Here is a 16,845-nt window from a genome sequence, read left to right on the forward strand (position 1 = left end):
TGACGCAAGATCTGTGCACCCTTTTCGATCCCGGCTGCTGCTTCGTCCTACCGCTTGCACTACGACAGGATTTTCATGACCAGCACGGCGCCGATTACCGGCAACATTTCGCTCCCCGCAGCCACTACGGCTGTCACCGGCAGCGCTGTAGATAACAGCGGTCGCAACCGTCTCGTCATTGCGCTCATGCTCGCGGCCACCTTCGTGGTGTTCCTCAACGAGACGTCCTTAGTCGTGGCGATCCCCCGCATTATGGAAGACCTCAGCATTCAGCCGAGCACCGCTCAGTGGCTGTCGACGTCGTTCATGCTCACGATGGCGGTAGTGATTCCAATTACTGGATTCCTCATCCAGCGCTTCTCGACGCGCTCGATCTTTATCGCCGCTATGTCATTCTTCACCTTGGGTACGTTGCTGGGCGCTGTTGCTCCCACATTTGCTGTGCTCATCATCGGCCGCGTCATTCAGGCTTCCGGCACCGCAATGATGCTCCCGCTGCTCATGACAACAGTCATGACTCTCGTGCCCCCGGCTACTCGCGGCAAGACCATGGGTAACGTCTCCATCGTCATGTCGATGGCTCCCGCCGTCGGCCCGACTGTTGCCGGTCTCGTCTTGGCCGTCTTCGACTGGCGCTGGGTCTTCATCGTGATGATCCCTATCTCTGTCATCGCCCTCGTGCTCGGCATCACTAAAGTCAAGAACGTCACTGAGCCAACCAAGGCATCGATCGATATGCTGTCGGTCATCCTTTCTGCAGTCGCGTTCTCCGGACTCATCTACGGACTCTCCAGCCTCGGAGAATCTGCCAGCGGCGACGTACTCATCGCCCCGGCAATCCCCATCGTTGCCGGTGCCATCAGCTTGGCGCTGTTCATCATGCGCCAGCTCAAACTACAGAAAACCGATCGCGCACTGCTCGATCTCCGCACCTTCGCGGCTCCTGGCTTTGCAATCTCGATCGGCCTCATGACGGTCATGATGGCTGCCCTCTTCGGCACCATCATCCTGCTGCCCATGTTCACTCAAGATGTGCTCGGGCTCGAACCCATCCAGAGTGGCTTGCTCGTGCTGCCTGGCAGCCTCGTCATGGGGCTACTCGGGCCTATCGTCGGTCGCCTCTACGACAAGGTTGGCCCACGCCCCCTGATGATCCCCGGCGCCATTCTCGTGAGCGCTTCGCTGTGGAGCTTCACACTGCTCTCCGAAACCAGCTCGCCGTTCATGGTTGTCGCCATCCACATCCCCATGAGCATCGGCCTCGCGTTCATGTTCACGCCGCTGTTCACCTCAGCGCTTGGCTCCCTCAAGCCGCACCTGTACTCGCACGGCAGCGCCACCATCGGCACCGTGCAGCAACTCGCTGGTGCGGCAGGAACCGCGCTGTTCATCGCGCTGCTCACCGTGCAGTCGGTCTCCCTAGCGTCCGAGGGCGCAACCGAGACTGTCGCCCTCGCCGGCGGCGTGCGCCTCGCCTTCATGGCCGGTGGCATCATCTCGCTCTTCGCGATCGTCGCCACCTTCTTCGTGAAGCGCAACGCCTCCGAGCTGGAGCCGGGCACAGCACCAGCCGGTCACTAGCCAACGGGTTCCGAGGGCCGCGGAGTGCGTGGCGCTCGGGTCAGCTGCGCGACGCCATCCGCGCAAAACTAGCCGCACAGAACTATCCGCACAACGCCAAACGGCGAGCCACCCTCGAAAGAGAGTGACTCGCCGTTTCGCTGTTAACCCAAACTTCGTGGGCCAGAGAACCTACTTGCGCTTGCGCTTCTCACGAACACGCATGTTGACCTGGATGGGGCTGCCATCGAAGCCGAAGATCTCACGCAGTCGACGCGTAATGAATCGACGGTACTGCGGGTCCAAGAATCCGGTCGTGAAGAGCACGAACGTTGGCGGGCGACTTGAGGCCTGCGTACCAAAGAGGATGCGCGGCTGCTTGCCACCACGAAGCGGGTGAGGGTGCTCTTGCGTAAGTTCGGCAAGCAGCGCGTTGAACTTTCCGGTGGGAACGCGGGTATCCCACGACTCCAGTGCCAACTCGAGGGCCGGAACCAGCTTCTCCATGTGACGACCGGTCTTGGCCGAGATGTTGACGCGAGGCGCCCAAGCAACGTGGCTGAGGTCCTTGTCAATTTCGCGCTCGAGAAGATCGCGACGTTCGTCGTCGAGCAGGTCCCACTTGTTGAAGGCCAGAACGAGCGCACGGCCCGATTCGAGCACGAGGTCAACAATTTTGAGGTCCTGCACGCTGAGCGGCTGGCTGACGTCGAAGATGACAACGGCAACTTCAGCCTTCTCGAGTGCAGCGCTGGTGCGCAGAGTGGCGTAGAAGTCGGCGCCCTGGGCCAAAGCGACACGACGGCGAATACCGGCAGTGTCAACGAAGCGCCAGAACTTGCCGCCAAGCTCGATCTGCTCATCAACCGGGTCGCGAGTGGTTCCGGCAAGCTCGTTGACAACAACGCGCTCTTCACCGGCAGTCTTGTTCAGCAGGCTGGACTTGCCGACGTTCGGGCGACCAAGAATAGCGACACGGCGCGGGCCGCCCACTTCTTCTTTGGCGACATTCGAAATCTTCGGCAGCACCGTGAGCACGTGATCGAGAAGGTCAGCGACCCCACGACCGTGAACGGCGGATGCGGGCCACGGCTGTCCGAGGCCAAGGCTCCAGAGTGAAGCGGCATCCGATTCCTGGTGAACGTCGTCAACCTTGTTGGCAACGAGGATCACGGGCTTGTTGGTGGCACGCAACATGCGTACGACGTGCTCGTCCGTTGAGGTGGGGCCAACCGTGGCATCCACGACGAAGAGAACAGCGTCGGCGAGGTCGATTGCGATCTCAGCCTGAGCTGCGACGGAAGCGTCGATGCCCTTAGCGTCGGGTTCCCAGCCGCCGGTGTCGACGATCGTGAAGTGACGGTTGTTCCACTCCGCTTTGTAGTTCACGCGGTCGCGAGTCACACCGGGGGTGTCCTCGACAACGGCTTCACGACGACCGATAATTCGGTTGACGAGGGCAGACTTTCCGACGTTCGGGCGGCCAACAATGGCCAGCACGGGAAGCGCCGGAAGGTAGTAAATCGCGTCAGGGTCGTCGCTAGCGGAGTCGAGAACCTCAAGGTCATCGTCTTCGAGGTCGTAGTCGCTGAGTCCAGCGCGCAAAGCAGAAGTACGCTGAGCGGCCTCCTCCTCGTTCATACCGGAGAGTCGTTCGACGAGAGCCGGGTTCAGCTCGGGAAAATCGTCTTCGGCGGGCGAGTGATCGGCCATGGGTAGTCCTTTGGTTACATACTGGAGCGAACGAAACTCGCGACGGCCGTCACGGTTTGATCGAAGTCAAGATTGGTGGAGTCGATTGTGATGACTCCTTCTGCGGCGTTCATGAAGTCCACGACTTTGGAGTCCTGCGCATCTCGATAACTGAGTTGTTGCGCCGTAGTCGCGCTCGATTCTCCGGAGAGTTCTGCGGCGCGACGTTCCATCCTAGCTTCTTCACTGGCCGTTAGCAGAATTCGCGCCTGAGCGTCGGGAGCAACGACCGTCGTGATGTCGCGACCTTCGACGATAATCCCCGGTTTTTCGCTCCCCGCGATGATGCTGCGGAAGAGGTCAACCAGGTAGGCGCGCACTTCGGGAATCCGTGCAATGTTCGATACCACGCTCGTGATGCGAGGTTCGCGGATGTCGTTGGTCACGATTTCCGAGTCAACCTTCACGAAGTAGTTGTCTGGATCAATCCCGATGGAGTACTCAAAGCGTGGGAGCGTTTCGATGACATCGCCGGGGCCGCGGGTGTCTACACCGCGATCGAGGCAGTGCAACGCAAGGCCGCGGTAGGCAGCGCCGGTGTCGAGGTAGTCGAATCCCAGCTCACGCGCTGTGGCTTTGGAGACGCTCGACTTTCCGCTGCCGGCCGGGCCATCAACGGCGACGACAACAAACGACGGGTTTTTGTTCACGCGAAGGTCTCTGCAATCTTCCAACCACGAGCTGCAAGCTCGCTAATGAGTTCGGCTTCTTTTTCGGGCAACACCGAGATTTCGGCGAGACCGAATTGGGCGCCCGGTGAGTGCTCAAGGCGCAAGTCTTCCATGTTCACGTTCGCTTCGCCGATTTCGGTGAGCAGACGCGCGAGCTCCCCCGGCTTGTCGTCGATCATCACGACGAGCTGGCTGAAGTGTTTGCTCGTGCCGTGCTTTCCGGGGATGCGAGCGACTCCGGCGTTTCCCCCGGCCAAAACTTCGGCGATCGCGCGGCGTGAGCCCGGGGCATCCGGAGCCTCAAGCGCATCTATCGCAACGCCAAGTTCAGTCTGTAGCTCACGCAGTATGTGGGCGACTGGGCCGGCGTTTGCGGCCAAGATCTGTACCCATAACTCGGGGGCACTTGAAGCAATGCGGGTCGTGTCACGCAGCCCTTGACCGGCAAGGGCAACAGCGGCGTCGGATGCTCCCGCCAGCCGATGCGCGAGCAAACTCGCCACCACTTGGGGAACGTGCGAAATCAGGGCTACAGCGTTGTCGTGTTCGCTGGCTGACATGGTGACCGGAATCGCGCCAAGCTCAATCACAACATCTTCAATGGCACGACGCCGGAAGGGTTCTCCCCGACCGACAACCCAAGGGCGACCAATAAAGAGATCAGCCCGTGCAGAAATCGCACCGCCACGCTCGCGACCGGCGAGAGGATGAGATCCGACGTAGCGATCGAGATCGGCACCCGCCGCGATCAGCTCGTCGATCACTCCAACCTTCACACTGGCAACATCCGTCACGGTTGCGCGAGGCCAGGCCAGAAGCTCGCGTGCAACAACGTCGGCGGTAACATCCGGCGGAACCGCCACAATCACGAGTGACGGCTTATCGTCGGCGTGCGGGGCTCGACCGGCCCCATAGTCAATCGCCAGCGTCGCATTCGAGCGCGACGCATCGTGCAAAATTACGTCGACACCCTTAGCGCGCAGTCCGTGCCCAATACTGGCGCCAAGCAACCCAGCACCAACAATTCGTACTTGCCCCGTGATGCGGCCTAGGTTCACGACTGTTCCTCGGCGTCACGGGCAATCGTCAGCACCGCGCCCAACTCCACCTTCGTCAGATTGCGAGTGCGGCCGATTCCGAGGCTGCCGAGGTTGAGCGGACCAAACTGTCGACGCACGAGTTCGATTACTGGGTGACCTGCAGCCTCCATCATGCGACGCACAATGCGGTTGCGGCCTGAGTGCAGCGTGAGCTCCACCATGGATTCGTCGTTGGATGCTCGGCCGAGCGCCCGCGCCTTATCCACGGCAATGGGGCCGTCCTCGAGCTCGATGCCCTTCATCAGCTGCGAAATAGTTTGAGCACTCACGGTGCCTTCAACCTTCGCGATGTAGGTCTTCATGACGCCAAAGGAGGGATGCGCGAGCACGTGCGCCAGTTCGCCGTCGTTGGTGAGAATGATCAAGCCTGACGTCTGCACGTCGAGCCGACCAACGTTGAACAGTCGTTCGTCATAGTTGCCCGTGTACTGCATCAGGTCGGGGCGACCACTTTCATCGGCCATCGAGCTCACAACACCGACAGGCTTGTTGAGCATGACGTAGCGCTTGGTGGTGTCGAGCTGGATAGCAGTGCCGTCGACAGTGACACGGTCGGTTGGCTTGACGCGGCGGCCAGCTTCTTCAACCTTCTTGCCGTTGACAGCGACTCGACCCTGGTAAATCAGGTCTTCAGAGACGCGACGCGAGGCGACTCCTGCTGCGGCCATAACTTTTTGAAGGCGTTCGCCTTCGGGGTTGCTGGGGCTCTCGCCTTTAGCGTTGTTCATCGAATCCGTCCGAACCATCAGATAATAGTGGCGAGATTGGAGGCAACTCGGCAATGGAGTTGATCCCCAATTGCACGAGCATGAGCTCCGTTGTTTCGTAGTGGATGGCGCCCGTCTCGTTATCGGTAAACGCCTCCGTAATCAGTCCACGGCTTAACAGGGTACGCACTACTGAGTCAACATTGACCGCGCGCACTGAGGCGATCGCTCCCCTGCTGATCGGTTGCTTGTACGCAATCACCGCCAGAGTCTCCAGAGCGGCTTGGCTCAACCGCGAAGGATTCTGCGTAAACACGAAGTCTCGCACCGCGGCGTCGTAGTCAGCACGAACGTAAATTCTCCAGCCGCCGCCTACTTCGCGCAGCTCAAAACCACGACGGGGTCCATCGCTTTCACCATCGAAGTCTGCCCGAAGCGCGCTAATTGTCTTGCGAATCTCGGCAACCGGCGCGTTGAGCGCAGTCGCTAAGCTCACGAGGCTTTGGGGCTCATCGGCAACCATGAAAATTGCTTCAAGACCGCGCGCAAGATCAACAACGGGGCCAGCCTCAAGCTCGTCGGCAGTCGGCTCAGCGACAGTCGGCTCAGCCACGCTTTGCTCAGCGGCGACCGTCTCAGTCTGAGCGTCGTTCATTACAGCGTTAGTTTCCATAGTCAGCTCCCAGATTAGCGAGGCTATCGTCTGACCAGTGTTGCGCGGTCCACCGCACGGTCAGCTCGCCGAGTGGTTCAATCTGCTCAAACGACACATTTGCGCCGCGATAAAGCTCGAGTACGGCCAAGAAACGGGCGACCACCACGCCTTTAAGCTCGGCACCGGCAATCAATTGGCGGAAGGTCATGGGCTCCCCCGAACGCAGCAAGGCCACTACGTGCGCTGCCTGTTCGCGGATGCTGATGAGCGGTGCATGCAAATGGTCGAGTCCCACCGTGGGAATCTCTCGCGGAGTGAAGGCGAGAGTCGCCAGAGCGCCGAAATCGTCGAGGCTGAGCGTCCACACCAGTTCGGGAGTTTGCGTGCGGTACTTCTCTTCCAGACGCACCGATCGCACGGTGCGCGTTGACTCGGTCTCGAAGTGTCCGCCAAACCAGTCGCTGGCTTGCTTGAAGGCGCGGTATTGCAGCAGGCGGGCAAAGAGAAGGTCGCGGGCTTCAAGCAACGCCACGTCTTCCGCATCCACCAGTTCGCCCTGAGGCAGGAGGCCGGCAACCTTGAGGTCGAGCAACGTCGCAGCAACCACGAGAAACTCGCTTGCCTGATCGAGTTCGTCGATTCCGTCGCCGCTGCCGTCGCCCGTCGAGTCGAAGTTGCGCAAATACGCAATGAACTCGTCAGTGATTTTGGACAGCGAGACTTCGGTGATGTCGAGTTCGTGCTTCGTGATGAGCGACAGCAGCAGGTCGAAGGGCCCGGTGAAGTTGCTGAGCGAGACCGCGAAACCCGAGGCAGGAGTCTCGGTTTCTTCCACGTCGCTAGGCGACGGCGCCACGGGCGATCATCTCGCGCGCCACCTGGCGGTACGAGTGCGCCGCAGAGTGGTCCGGGGCGAAGGTCGTAATGGGGGCTCCGGCAACGCTGGCGTCGGGGAATTTCACGGTGCGACCGATCACGGTCTCCAACACGTCGTCGCCGAAGTTCTCGACAACACGCTCGAGCACTTCACGCGAGTGCAGCGTGCGTGCATCGAACATCGTGGCCAAGATGCCGTCAAGCTTGATGGCGGGGTTCAGTCGATCCTGAACCTTCTCGATAGTTTCCACTAGCAGCGCGACACCGCGAAGCGCGAAGAATTCGCACTCGAGGGGAATCAAGACTCCGTGAGCGGCGGTCAACGCGTTGACGGTGAGCAGCCCGAGCGACGGCTGGCAGTCGATGAGGATGACGTCGTACTGGTCGCTGACCTTGCGAAGAACGCGCGCCAAGATTGTCTCGCGAGCAACCTCATTGACGAGGTGCACTTCTGCCGCTGACAGGTCAATGTTCGCCGGGATGACGTCGAGACCGGGAACCTTGGTGTGAACGATGGCCTCAGCCGGGTTCTTGATCGTGCCGAGCAGCAGGTCATAAATGGTGGGAACGTCGTGCGTAGGCACGCCAAGACCCGCTGAGAGGGCACCCTGGGGGTCGAAGTCGATCGCGAGCACGCGACGGCCGTATTCGGCAAACGCGGCGCCCAGATTGATCGTGGTGGTCGTCTTACCGACGCCACCCTTCTGGTTGCACAGCGAAATGATGCGTGCTGGCCCGTGGCCTGTGAGCGGGGGTGGCTCAGGAAAAATAGTGAGGGGCCGGCCGGTTGGGCCCATTGCCGGAACATCCAACCCCGCCAGCGTCGATTTGTTCTCACGCTGTGTCGTCATGCCAAAAGTTTACGACGCGCATCCGTCACAGCTCGATCTCCCACGCGCGGACACAGCATGGTCACCTCTACCAAAGGTTGAGGGTTTGGCAGCGCGACACGCAGACGAACGAGCAGCCTCGGCACCATTGCGGCGCTTCTGAGGTCACGTTTTACCCCCATTGGCGGACTAGCGGGCTCGCGGATGCGCCGTCGTATACATATCGCGCAACGTGTCAGCGGTGACCATCGTATAAATCTGGGTGGTAGCAACCGAGGAGTGTCCGAGCAGTTCTTGCACCACACGCACGTCGGCGCCGCCCGAAAGCAGGTGGGTCGCAAAGGAGTGCCGAAAAGTGTGCGGAGAGATGTCGATCCCCAGGTCCACTCTTTCTGCTGCAGCTTGGATGATCAGCCACACGTTTTGGCGAGACAGCCGGGCTCCGCGCGCCCCCAAGAACAGTGCTGGCGTTGACGGCCCTTTCGCCGAAAGTCCCGGGCGTGCTCGCACTAAATACTTCTGGATGGCGGCCTGCGCAAAACTGCCAACGGGAACGATCCGCTGCTTGTTACCCTTGCCCAGCAGTCTCACTATGTCGCCATCGATCATGTCATCGACATTGAGCGACACAACTTCCGAGACCCGAGCGCCCGTGGCATACAGCAGCTCAAGTAGCGCGGTGTTGCGCAGGGCAATCACGTCGTCGCCATCGAACGCTGCCAACACGGCAGACATCTGCTCGATCGTGATCGCTTTCGGCAGTCGCAGTGACTGTTTCGGAATCGCGACCGCATGGGCAACGTCCACCGCCGCCAATGATTCATCAACAAAGAACGTGTGCACCCCGCGCACCGTCGACAGCATGCGAGCGACCGAGGATGCCGCAAGCGGGCGCTCGGGATCAGCTCGCAGGCTGTGCGCAAATGCGGTCACGTCATCTGCAGTGATTGCGTCAGGGGTGGCGACTTCACGTTCGTTCAAAAAATCCAAGTAGGAGCCAAGATCGCGGCGATACGCGGCTAGCGTGTTTGCCGACAGCCCGCGCTCGATGGCCAGATGTCGAAGGTAACGGTCAGAGGCGACCGCAATGGCGTTACCCACCCCGGTGCGTTTCGCCTCACTCATCTGACTCAACTATCCGCGCAGTGCTACTTGTCGTAGTTTCGCGGATGCCGCGGCCACGCCTCATCGGCGTCACCCAGCGTGCTCCAACCGCGGTCGCGCCCCAGCTGGGCCGCAAGAAGTCCGACGCAGAGAATCGAGTTCTGAATACGGCGGTCGAGCACCGCTTCGACAGCGTCCTCAAGTGGGACCCAGCGCATCTCGATGCCAGCTTCTTCCGCGGACCGGTCGAACGTGTCCCCCGTGGCACTCACACCACGGGCCAGATAAATGCGCACGGCTTCATTGCTTCCGCCTGGTGAGGTCAGCATTTCGCTCAGCACATTCCACGACTCTGCTTGAAGATCAGTTTCTTCAGCGAACTCACGTTGAGCAGCAACAAGCGGCGACTCGTTGACAACATCGAGCAAGCCAGCCGGCAGTTCCCAATCACGCAGCCGCACCGGATGCCGGTACTGCTTGATCAGCAAAACACGGTCACGCTCATCCAGAGCCAGCACCGCAACAGCACCCGTGTGATTCACGAACTCGCGAGTGATCGCGGTGCCCTCAAGCTCAAAAGTTTCGCGGTCCACATTCCACACGTGACCGGCGAATACTGTGTCGGCGGTCAGCAGTCGCGGCGCGACGCGATCGTCACTGAGCTCGTTATGCATCATCCTGCTCTGTCACCTCAAAGAGGCGGTTTGATTTTTGGCGCTCAATTGCCGCGGCAACGAGTCCTCGGAACAGCGGGTGAGCGCGGTTCGGGCGCGAGAGCAGCTCAGGGTGTGCCTGAGTGCCGACGTAGTAGGGGTGAACTTCGCGCGGCAACTCGACGAACTCGACGAGGGTGCGGTCGGGCGAGATTCCGGAGAACGTGAGCCCGGCATCCGCAATCTGCTGACGGTACTCGTTGTTCACTTCGTAGCGGTGACGGTGACGCTCGGCCGCGGTCGGTGCGCCGTAGATCTCTTCGACGATCGAGCCGGGCTCAAGGTCAGCGTTGTACAGACCGAGACGCATGGTGCCGCCCATGTCTCCGCCAGCAATGATGTCGACCTGTTCGGCCATCGTTGCGATGACCGGGTACTTGCTGTTGGCGTCGAACTCAGTCGATGATGCCCCTTCAAGGCCGGCCATGTCGCGAGCGTACTCAATGACCATGCACTGGAGGCCGAGGCAAATTCCGAGAGTGGGGATGCCGTTTTCGCGCACGAATTTCAGGGCGCCAAGCTTGCCTTCGATGCCGCGCACGCCGAATCCACCCGGAACGACAATGCCGTCGAGGTCACCGAGCTGCTTTGCGGCACCTTCCGGAGTTTCACACTCATCGGAGGCCACCCAGCGGATGTTGACCTTCGCGTTGTTCGCAAAGCCACCGGCACGCAGTGCTTCCATAACCGAGAGATACGCGTCAGGCAGGTCGATGTACTTGCCGACGAGACCGATGGTGGCTTCGTGCTTGGGGTTGTGCACGACTTCGAGCAGTTCGTTCCAGCCGTCCCAGTTGACGGACTTCGCTTCGAGGCTGAGCTGATTGATGATGTACGCGTCAAGCCCCTGGCTGTGCAGCATTTCGGGGATGTCGTAGATGCTGGAGGCGTCGGTCGCGTTCACGACGGCGTCTTCTTCAACGTCACACATGAGCGCGATTTTGCGCTTGTTCGATTCGGAGACGGGGCGGTCGCTGCGCAAGACGAGGGCGTCAGGCTGAATACCGATCGAGCGCAGCGCTGCTACCGAGTGCTGGGTTGGCTTGGTCTTCTGTTCACCGGATGCTGCCATGAATGGCACAAGCGAGACGTGAACGAAGAACACGTTCTTACGGCCGAGTTCATGGCGAACTTGGCGAGCCGATTCGATGAACGGCAGGCTTTCGATGTCGCCAACGGTTCCACCGATTTCGGTGATGATGACGTCAGGCTGCGGGTCTTCGTCACTGAAGGGGCCGGCGGCCTGCAGGCGCATGCGGCGCTTGATCTCGTCGGTGATGTGCGGAATGACCTGCACGGTGTCGCCGAGGTATTCGCCACGACGCTCCTTGGCGATCACTTCGGAGTAGATCTGGCCAGTAGTAACGTTGGCTGCCTGGTTGAGCTTGATGTCGAGGAAGCGCTCGTAGTGTCCGATGTCGAGGTCAGTTTCGGCGCCGTCGTCGGTGACGAAAACTTCACCGTGTTGGAACGGGTTCATGGTGCCGGGATCTACGTTCAGATAGGGATCCAGCTTCTGCATGACGACGCGGAGACCGCGTGCTGTCAGCAGGTTTCCGAGACTCGCCGCCGTGAGGCCTTTACCGAGAGAAGAGACAACTCCTCCGGTGACGAAGATGTGCTTTGTTACGACCGCGTTTTTATTATCCACCACGGGGTTCCATCCTATGCCTCGCTGGGGAGTTTTGTCGCCGCGTCAGGGCGTTTCGTTATCGGCTTAACAGCATGCGCTGCTCGGCAGGCCAGCTGCGGCGCACGGCGACCGCTAATCCCCCGGCGTGCGAATGCTCCTGCGACGAGCAATGCGCTGGGTATTAGCGGCTTGCTTTCTCGAGTTCGTGAGCTGTCTGGATGAGTTCAAGCGCATGAGCGAGCCCCGACTCGGAGTCAGGCAAGCCTGAGAGAAGTCGCGCCATTTCGGCAATGCGCGCTTCCCCTTCAAGCTTGTGCACACTGGATGCCGTGACCGAGCCGTCGTCGCCCTTGATGACGCTGAGGTGGTTGTCCGCAAACGCGGCGACCTGCGCCAAGTGGGTGACGACAATCACTTGGGCTGTGCGGCTGAGTTGGGCCAGCCGTTTGCCGATTTCGATGGCGGCGGCACCGCCGACTCCGGCATCCACTTCGTCAAAGATGAAGGTGGGAACGGGGTCGTTGCCGCCGATGACAACTTCGATCGCGAGCATTACCCGCGAGAGCTCACCCCCGGAGGCACCTTTGCCCAGGGGCCGAGGCGGCGCTCCCGGATGCGGGCGCAACAGAATAGCAACTTCATCTTTTCCGCTGAACGAGTAGTCGCTGCGATCTTCGACGGTGACAACGATCTCGGCGTTGGCCATGGCAAGTTGCGCAAGTTCGCTCGTCACTTCTGCTGACAGCCGTTCGGCGTTGCGCGAGCGTACGGCGCTTACCTGATCGGCGAGCGCGATGAGTTCGCTTTGGTCAGCCTCGACCTGTTCCTGAAGTCCATCAATGCGAGTGGAGTCGTTATCGAGCTCAAGCAAACGTTGGCTGCCAGTATCGAGCACATCAACGACGTCGTCGAGGCTGTGGCCATGTTTACGCACGAGGGCGGCAAGTTGGCTGCGACGTTCTTCTACCTGCTCAAGTTCGCGACTGCCATCAGCATCGAGACTGGCCAGGTAGCCAGAGAGATCGGTGGCAATTTCGCCCAGAGTGATGGATGCTGCCGCCAACGCTTCAGCAATCGACGCCAGTTTGCCGTCGTGCTCAGCGACCCGCTCAAGCCCTCGATGGGCTGAAGCTAGCTGCGCAATCACATCGGAGCTATCGTCGGCGGCATCCGCTGACAAAGCTGCGTGAGCACCTTCCGCTGCGAGTCGGAGCCCTTCAAGGTTGGCGAGTCGATCGGCACGCTCGGTAAGTTCAACATCTTCGCCGCGGCGCACATCTGCCGCCTCAATTTCGTCGATTGCGACGCGAAGTTCGTCGGCTTCCTGACTGCGCAGGTCACCTTCGGCCACGAGCACATCGAGTTCGCCCTGCGCTGACTGCCACCGGCGAAAAACTGTGTGGTATTGCTCAAGCACTGTCGCCAATTCGGCACCGGCGAAGCGGTCGAGTGCGTTGCGCTGCGCGGTCGCTGACTTAAGACGAATCTGGTCGGATTGCCCGTGCACCACAACAAGTTGGTCGCCAAGTTCGGTGAGGACGCCCACTGGGGCGCTTCTCCCACCGACCACCGCCCGACTGCGACCTTCACGCGAGACAGTACGCACGAGCAGAAGTTCGCCGTCATCGAGATCACCGCCCGCATCTCGCACACGTTCGGCAACGGCCGACTCGGGGTCGATAGCCCACCGACCTTCAACGGATGCTTGATCACGGTCGGCGCGGATCGCGGCCGCATCGGCGCGCTCTCCCAGCAGCAACCCGAGCGCGGTCACCACCATGGTCTTTCCGGCACCCGTCTCACCAGTGAGCGCGGTAAACCCTGGACCAAGAGGGAGGCGCGCTGAGGCGATGACACCAAGGTCGCGAATAACGATCTCTTCGATCACGACTGGTTTCCCTCCTCCGAGGCTGGGCCACGCCATCCGTTGACAGGCAAGTTAAATTTCTTGACGAGGCGATCAGTGAACGGGCCCTGCGCAAGCCTGGCAAGCCGCACGGGAACTGGCGAACGACGCACGATTACGCGCGCGCCACGGGGCAGGTCATAGGCGCGGCGGCCGTCACACCAGAGCACGCCGATCCCCATGTTGCGATCGAGTACCTCAACGGCGAGAGCCGAGTCTGGACCGACAACGATGGGTCGCGCGAACAAGGCATGCGCACTCAGCGGAACGAGCAAGATCGCGTCAAGACTCGGCCACACGACGGGGCCTCCGGCCGAAAATGCGTAGGCGGTAGAACCGGTGGGTGTCGACATCACGACACCGTCACAACCAAACGAGGATAGCGGTCGGCCGTCGACCTCGATGACGACTTCAAGCATCCGCTCACGGCTCGCCTTTTCCACAGTGGCTTCGTTGAGAGCCCACGTTTCGTAGACGACCTCCGAGTCGACTTTCACACGCACGGAGAGCGTCATGCGCTCCTCGACCAGGTAATCGCGGGCGAGAGCCCGTTCGACTGTCGACGTAAGTTCTTCGCGTTCGCTCTCGGCCAAGAAGCCGACATGGCCGAGGTTGACCCCGAGCAGCGGTGCGCTGCAGCCGCGCGTCAATTCTGCGGCGCGCAGGATTGTTCCATCGCCGCCAAGCACAATGACGAGCTCGAGTTCGCCAGTCTCGACTTCATTGCCCAGTCGGGACACCGGAGAGAGACTGGGCTCAGCCTGAAGAATAGTTTCGTAGCTGTCCGGTGCGAGTACCGGCACTATGCCGGCGCTAATGAGTTGTCGGCACACCGAAATAGCGGCAGTCAACGATTCAGCGCGACCAGTGTGGGCAATTACTAGGATGTGACGTTCGTGGGCATGAGAGTTCTCGGACTGCACCGTGCACCTCTCAGTCGTAGTGATGATGTGACTCGCGCTCAAGGCGATCGCAGAAACCTGCGTTAACCATTCTGTCGGATTCCCACGGACAAGTGCGCTCAGCACACGATTCTGGGGATATTGCTCCAGCGGATCGGGCAAAACTTACTGTGGCACCGAACCAGTTCGCACACAGCCTCCTGTATACCTCCGGGGGTATCGTGGCGAGTACGGCACAACCCGAGACGAGAGGAACCAAATCTGATGATGTGGGGATACGGAAATATGGGATGGGCTTGGGGATACGGCTTGTTGGCAATTGTAGGCATCGCCCTGCTGGTTTATGTCGTTGTTCGCTTAGCGTCGAAGACGTCGAGCCGCAATGATGCAGCACAAGCGCCGAAGCACGAAAGCAATTCCGGCGCCAAGCGCATCCTCGAAGAACGCTTCGCTCGCGGGGAGCTCACTGCGGAGCAATATCGCGAGCATCTTCGGGTACTCGACGAGTCCCCTTAATGCCTGACATCAGTCGACGTAACGCCCTCCTCCTCGGCGGAGTCGGAGTTGCCAGTGTCGCTGTCGGCGGAACCGGTTTCTTCATTAACCAAGGTCACTCATCGGGCTCAATTTCGGGAACAGCCGCGGGGAACCCCCTCGTCGAGCCCACCGAGTTGCGCAGCACCAACGGCACACTCAGCGTTGACCTCGAAACCGCACCTCAACGAGTGACGATCGCAGGCCGGGAGGTGAATGCGTTGAGCTACAACGGTGGCGTGCCGGGCCCCACTCTGCGCGTTCGTGCGGGCGACACCCTCACCGTCACCCTGAAAAACGGCTTGACTGACCCCAGTAACCTGCACGTACATGGGCTGCATGTCTCCCCCGAAGACAACAGCGACAACATGTTCGTCACCGTCGAGGCGGGAAGCTCATTCGACTACCAGTACGAATTGCCTGCCGATCATCCCCCAGGCGTGTACTGGTACCACCCGCACCTCCACGGTTTCGTTGCTGAGCAGGTATTCGGCGGACTGTATGGCGCGATCATCGTCGAAGACCCCGAACCCATCGTCGCTGACAGGGAGCGCCTCCTCGTCATCTCTGACATCACCCTGAACGCCAGCGGAAACATTCCGGCGGCATCACCAATGGACGAGATGTCTGGGCGTGAGGGAGACCTCGTGCTTGTCAACGGACAGCTCACGCCAGACCTGACTGCCAGATCCGGAGAACGTGAACGGTGGCGGATTGTCAACGCCAGCGTGTCCCGCTACTTACGACTGCGACTCGATGGGCAGCAACTAACCCTGCTCGGGATCGACTCCGGGCGGTTCGAATCCCCGCAGGAAGTTGACGAAATCCTGCTCGCACCCGGCAACCGGGCAGACCTTCTCGTTACCGGCAGCGCCGGAACAGCCACACTGCGCGCCCTCTCCTATGACCGCGGCTCCGCTGGCGGAATGATGATGGGCGGCGGCCTTCGCAACGGCGAAGAAGTCCCGCTCGCCACGTTTACCGTGATCGGTGAGGGCGTTGACACACAACCGGCAGTCCCAGACCAGCCAGCGCAGCGTGACCTGCGAACAGAAACCGTGAACGTGAGACGCGAACTGATCTTCGCCATGGGAATGGGCGGCGGTATGGGCGGCAGCATGATGTCCCCCACAATCAACGGCCGCCAATTCGAGGCCAGCCGCATCGACACCACGGTGCAGTTCAACAGTGTCGAGGAATGGCTGCTGACAAACACCAGCACTCTCGATCATCCGCTGCACCTGCACGTCTGGCCAATGCAAATTATCGAACAGGATGGGCAGCCCGTCGACACCCTCATGTGGCAAGACGTCGTAAACATTCCCGCACGCAGCACAACGCGCGTACGGATCGCGTTCGAGGACTTCAGCGGAAAAACCGTCTACCACTGTCACATCCTCGACCACGAAGACAACGGGATGATGGGAATCATCGCCGCCAACTAGCACCAAGGAGATATCCATGAACTACGCACACACCGTCACAGTCTCGCTCCCCTTCGAAGAAGCAATTTCCACGACGAAACAAGAACTCGCAAACCAGGGGTTCGGCGTTCTCACCGAAATTGACATCCGAGCGACCTTCAACACCAAACTCGGCATCGAAAGCGCGGATGCGGTCGGTGACTACCTGATTTTGGGCGCATGCAACCCGGCCCTCGCCGAGCAAGCACTCGCCGCCGACCCCGACATGGGTCTGCTCCTGCCCTGCAACGTCGTCATCCGCCGAAGCGATTCAGCCGAGACCACTACGGTGCAAGCGATCAACCCTCAGACCATGGTTCAGCTGAGCGAAGTCGCAGCAGTTCAGGCTGTTGCCGATCAAGCGGATGAACAACTTCGGGCCGCTCTGGCAGCTATCGAAGGCGCCAGTAGCAAGTAGGACTGGCTCGAAGCGCTCACC

At 60.5% G+C, this 16,845-nt stretch carries 16 protein-coding genes; 4 read left to right on the forward strand and 12 right to left on the reverse strand.

Annotated elements, in window-relative coordinates:
* Positions 1–75: 75 nt before the first annotated feature.
* Entirely contained in the window at positions 76–1,581 is a 1,506-nt protein-coding gene (locus tag FFT87_RS10825; protein WP_219948734.1) for an MDR family MFS transporter, read from the forward strand.
* Between the two features lie 171 nt (positions 1,582–1,752).
* Here the strand turns inward: FFT87_RS10825 and der are convergent, their stop codons facing one another.
* The 12 genes from der to FFT87_RS10885 all read right to left on the reverse strand — a co-directional run bounded on the left by der (position 1,753) and on the right by FFT87_RS10885 (position 14,430).
* Positions 1,753–3,273: a ribosome biogenesis GTPase Der gene (gene der, locus FFT87_RS10830; protein ID WP_219948735.1), complete on the reverse strand. Its 1,521-nt coding sequence runs from the start codon at positions 3,271–3,273 to the stop codon at positions 1,753–1,755.
* 14 nt (positions 3,274–3,287) lie between these two features.
* Positions 3,288–3,962, reverse strand: coding sequence for a (d)CMP kinase (gene cmk, locus FFT87_RS10835; protein WP_219948736.1), 675 nt, complete (start codon positions 3,960–3,962; stop codon positions 3,288–3,290).
* Positions 3,959–5,041 carry a prephenate dehydrogenase gene (locus FFT87_RS10840; protein WP_219948737.1) on the reverse strand — a complete coding sequence of 361 codons (1,083 nt, stop codon included), beginning with the start codon at positions 5,039–5,041 and terminating at the stop codon, positions 3,959–3,961. Before FFT87_RS10840 ends, cmk begins: the two co-directional genes overlap by 4 nt.
* Positions 5,038–5,811 (reverse strand): pseudouridine synthase, encoded by a 774-nt coding sequence (locus tag FFT87_RS10845; RefSeq protein WP_219948738.1) that lies wholly within the window; start codon positions 5,809–5,811, stop codon positions 5,038–5,040. Before FFT87_RS10845 ends, FFT87_RS10840 begins: the two co-directional genes overlap by 4 nt.
* Positions 5,798–6,445, reverse strand: a complete 648-nt coding sequence (locus tag FFT87_RS10850; RefSeq protein ID WP_255559814.1) for an SMC-Scp complex subunit ScpB — start codon at positions 6,443–6,445, stop codon at positions 5,798–5,800. Before FFT87_RS10850 ends, FFT87_RS10845 begins: the two co-directional genes overlap by 14 nt.
* Before the next feature lie 7 nt (positions 6,446–6,452).
* Complete coding sequence (locus tag FFT87_RS10855) at positions 6,453–7,301, reverse strand: ScpA family protein (RefSeq protein WP_219948739.1); 849 nt, start codon at positions 7,299–7,301, stop codon at positions 6,453–6,455.
* On the reverse strand, positions 7,285–8,172 hold the full coding sequence (locus FFT87_RS10860; RefSeq protein WP_219948740.1) for a ParA family protein: 888 nt from the start codon (positions 8,170–8,172) through the stop codon (positions 7,285–7,287). The genes FFT87_RS10855 and FFT87_RS10860 overlap by 17 nt, the downstream gene beginning before the upstream one ends.
* Before the next feature lie 168 nt (positions 8,173–8,340).
* Entirely contained in the window at positions 8,341–9,276 is a 936-nt protein-coding gene (locus FFT87_RS10865) for a site-specific tyrosine recombinase XerD (protein ID WP_219948741.1), read from the reverse strand.
* Positions 9,277–9,299: 23 nt separating this feature from the next.
* On the reverse strand, positions 9,300–9,932 hold the full coding sequence (locus tag FFT87_RS10870; RefSeq protein ID WP_219948742.1) for an NUDIX hydrolase: 633 nt from the start codon (positions 9,930–9,932) through the stop codon (positions 9,300–9,302).
* Entirely contained in the window at positions 9,922–11,622 is a 1,701-nt protein-coding gene (locus FFT87_RS10875) for a CTP synthase (RefSeq protein ID WP_219948743.1), read from the reverse strand. The genes FFT87_RS10870 and FFT87_RS10875 overlap by 11 nt, the downstream gene beginning before the upstream one ends.
* 160 nt (positions 11,623–11,782) lie before the next feature.
* On the reverse strand, positions 11,783–13,489 hold the full coding sequence (gene recN / locus FFT87_RS10880; protein ID WP_219948744.1) for a DNA repair protein RecN: 1,707 nt from the start codon (positions 13,487–13,489) through the stop codon (positions 11,783–11,785).
* A complete protein-coding gene (locus FFT87_RS10885; RefSeq protein ID WP_219948745.1) occupies positions 13,486–14,430 on the reverse strand; it encodes an NAD kinase in 945 nt (314 codons plus the stop codon). The genes recN and FFT87_RS10885 overlap by 4 nt, the downstream gene beginning before the upstream one ends.
* Before the next feature lie 243 nt (positions 14,431–14,673).
* Between FFT87_RS10885 and FFT87_RS10890 the strand changes: the two genes are divergently transcribed.
* The 3 genes from FFT87_RS10890 to FFT87_RS10900 are packed head-to-tail and all read left to right on the forward strand — an operon-like array spanning position 14,674 to position 16,824.
* Positions 14,674–14,925, forward strand: a complete 252-nt coding sequence (locus FFT87_RS10890) for an SHOCT domain-containing protein (RefSeq protein ID WP_219948746.1) — start codon at positions 14,674–14,676, stop codon at positions 14,923–14,925.
* The gene (locus FFT87_RS10895) at positions 14,925–16,388 is read left to right on the forward strand and encodes a multicopper oxidase family protein (protein WP_219948747.1); all 1,464 of its coding nucleotides are present in this window, start codon (positions 14,925–14,927) and stop codon (positions 16,386–16,388) included. The genes FFT87_RS10890 and FFT87_RS10895 overlap by 1 nt, the downstream gene beginning before the upstream one ends.
* A 16-nt stretch (positions 16,389–16,404) precedes the next feature.
* A complete protein-coding gene (locus FFT87_RS10900; protein ID WP_219948748.1) occupies positions 16,405–16,824 on the forward strand; it encodes a DUF302 domain-containing protein in 420 nt (139 codons plus the stop codon).
* The last annotated feature ends 21 nt before the right edge of the window (positions 16,825–16,845 follow it).

Origin of the sequence: Salinibacterium sp. M195, assembly GCF_019443965.1 — a bacterium.
In the GTDB taxonomy this organism is placed as follows: domain Bacteria; phylum Actinomycetota; class Actinomycetes; order Actinomycetales; family Microbacteriaceae; genus Rhodoglobus.

Coding starts and splice junctions, on each gene's coding strand:
- FFT87_RS10825 (WP_219948734.1), top strand. CDS start 76: ATGACCAGCACGGCGCCGATTACCGGCAACATTTCGCTCCCCGCAGCC.
- der (WP_219948735.1), bottom strand. CDS start 3,273: ATGGCCGATCACTCGCCCGCCGAAGACGATTTTCCCGAGCTGAACCCG.
- FFT87_RS10845 (WP_219948738.1), bottom strand. CDS start 5,811: ATGAACAACGCTAAAGGCGAGAGCCCCAGCAACCCCGAAGGCGAACGC.
- FFT87_RS10850 (WP_255559814.1), bottom strand. CDS start 6,445: ATGAACGACGCTCAGACTGAGACGGTCGCCGCTGAGCAAAGCGTGGCT.
- FFT87_RS10860 (WP_219948740.1), bottom strand. CDS start 8,172: ATGACGACACAGCGTGAGAACAAATCGACGCTGGCGGGGTTGGATGTT.
- FFT87_RS10865 (WP_219948741.1), bottom strand. CDS start 9,276: ATGAGTGAGGCGAAACGCACCGGGGTGGGTAACGCCATTGCGGTCGCC.
- FFT87_RS10870 (WP_219948742.1), bottom strand. CDS start 9,932: ATGATGCATAACGAGCTCAGTGACGATCGCGTCGCGCCGCGACTGCTG.
- FFT87_RS10890 (WP_219948746.1), top strand. CDS start 14,674: ATGATGTGGGGATACGGAAATATGGGATGGGCTTGGGGATACGGCTTG.
- FFT87_RS10895 (WP_219948747.1), top strand. CDS start 14,925: ATGCCTGACATCAGTCGACGTAACGCCCTCCTCCTCGGCGGAGTCGGA.
- FFT87_RS10900 (WP_219948748.1), top strand. CDS start 16,405: ATGAACTACGCACACACCGTCACAGTCTCGCTCCCCTTCGAAGAAGCA.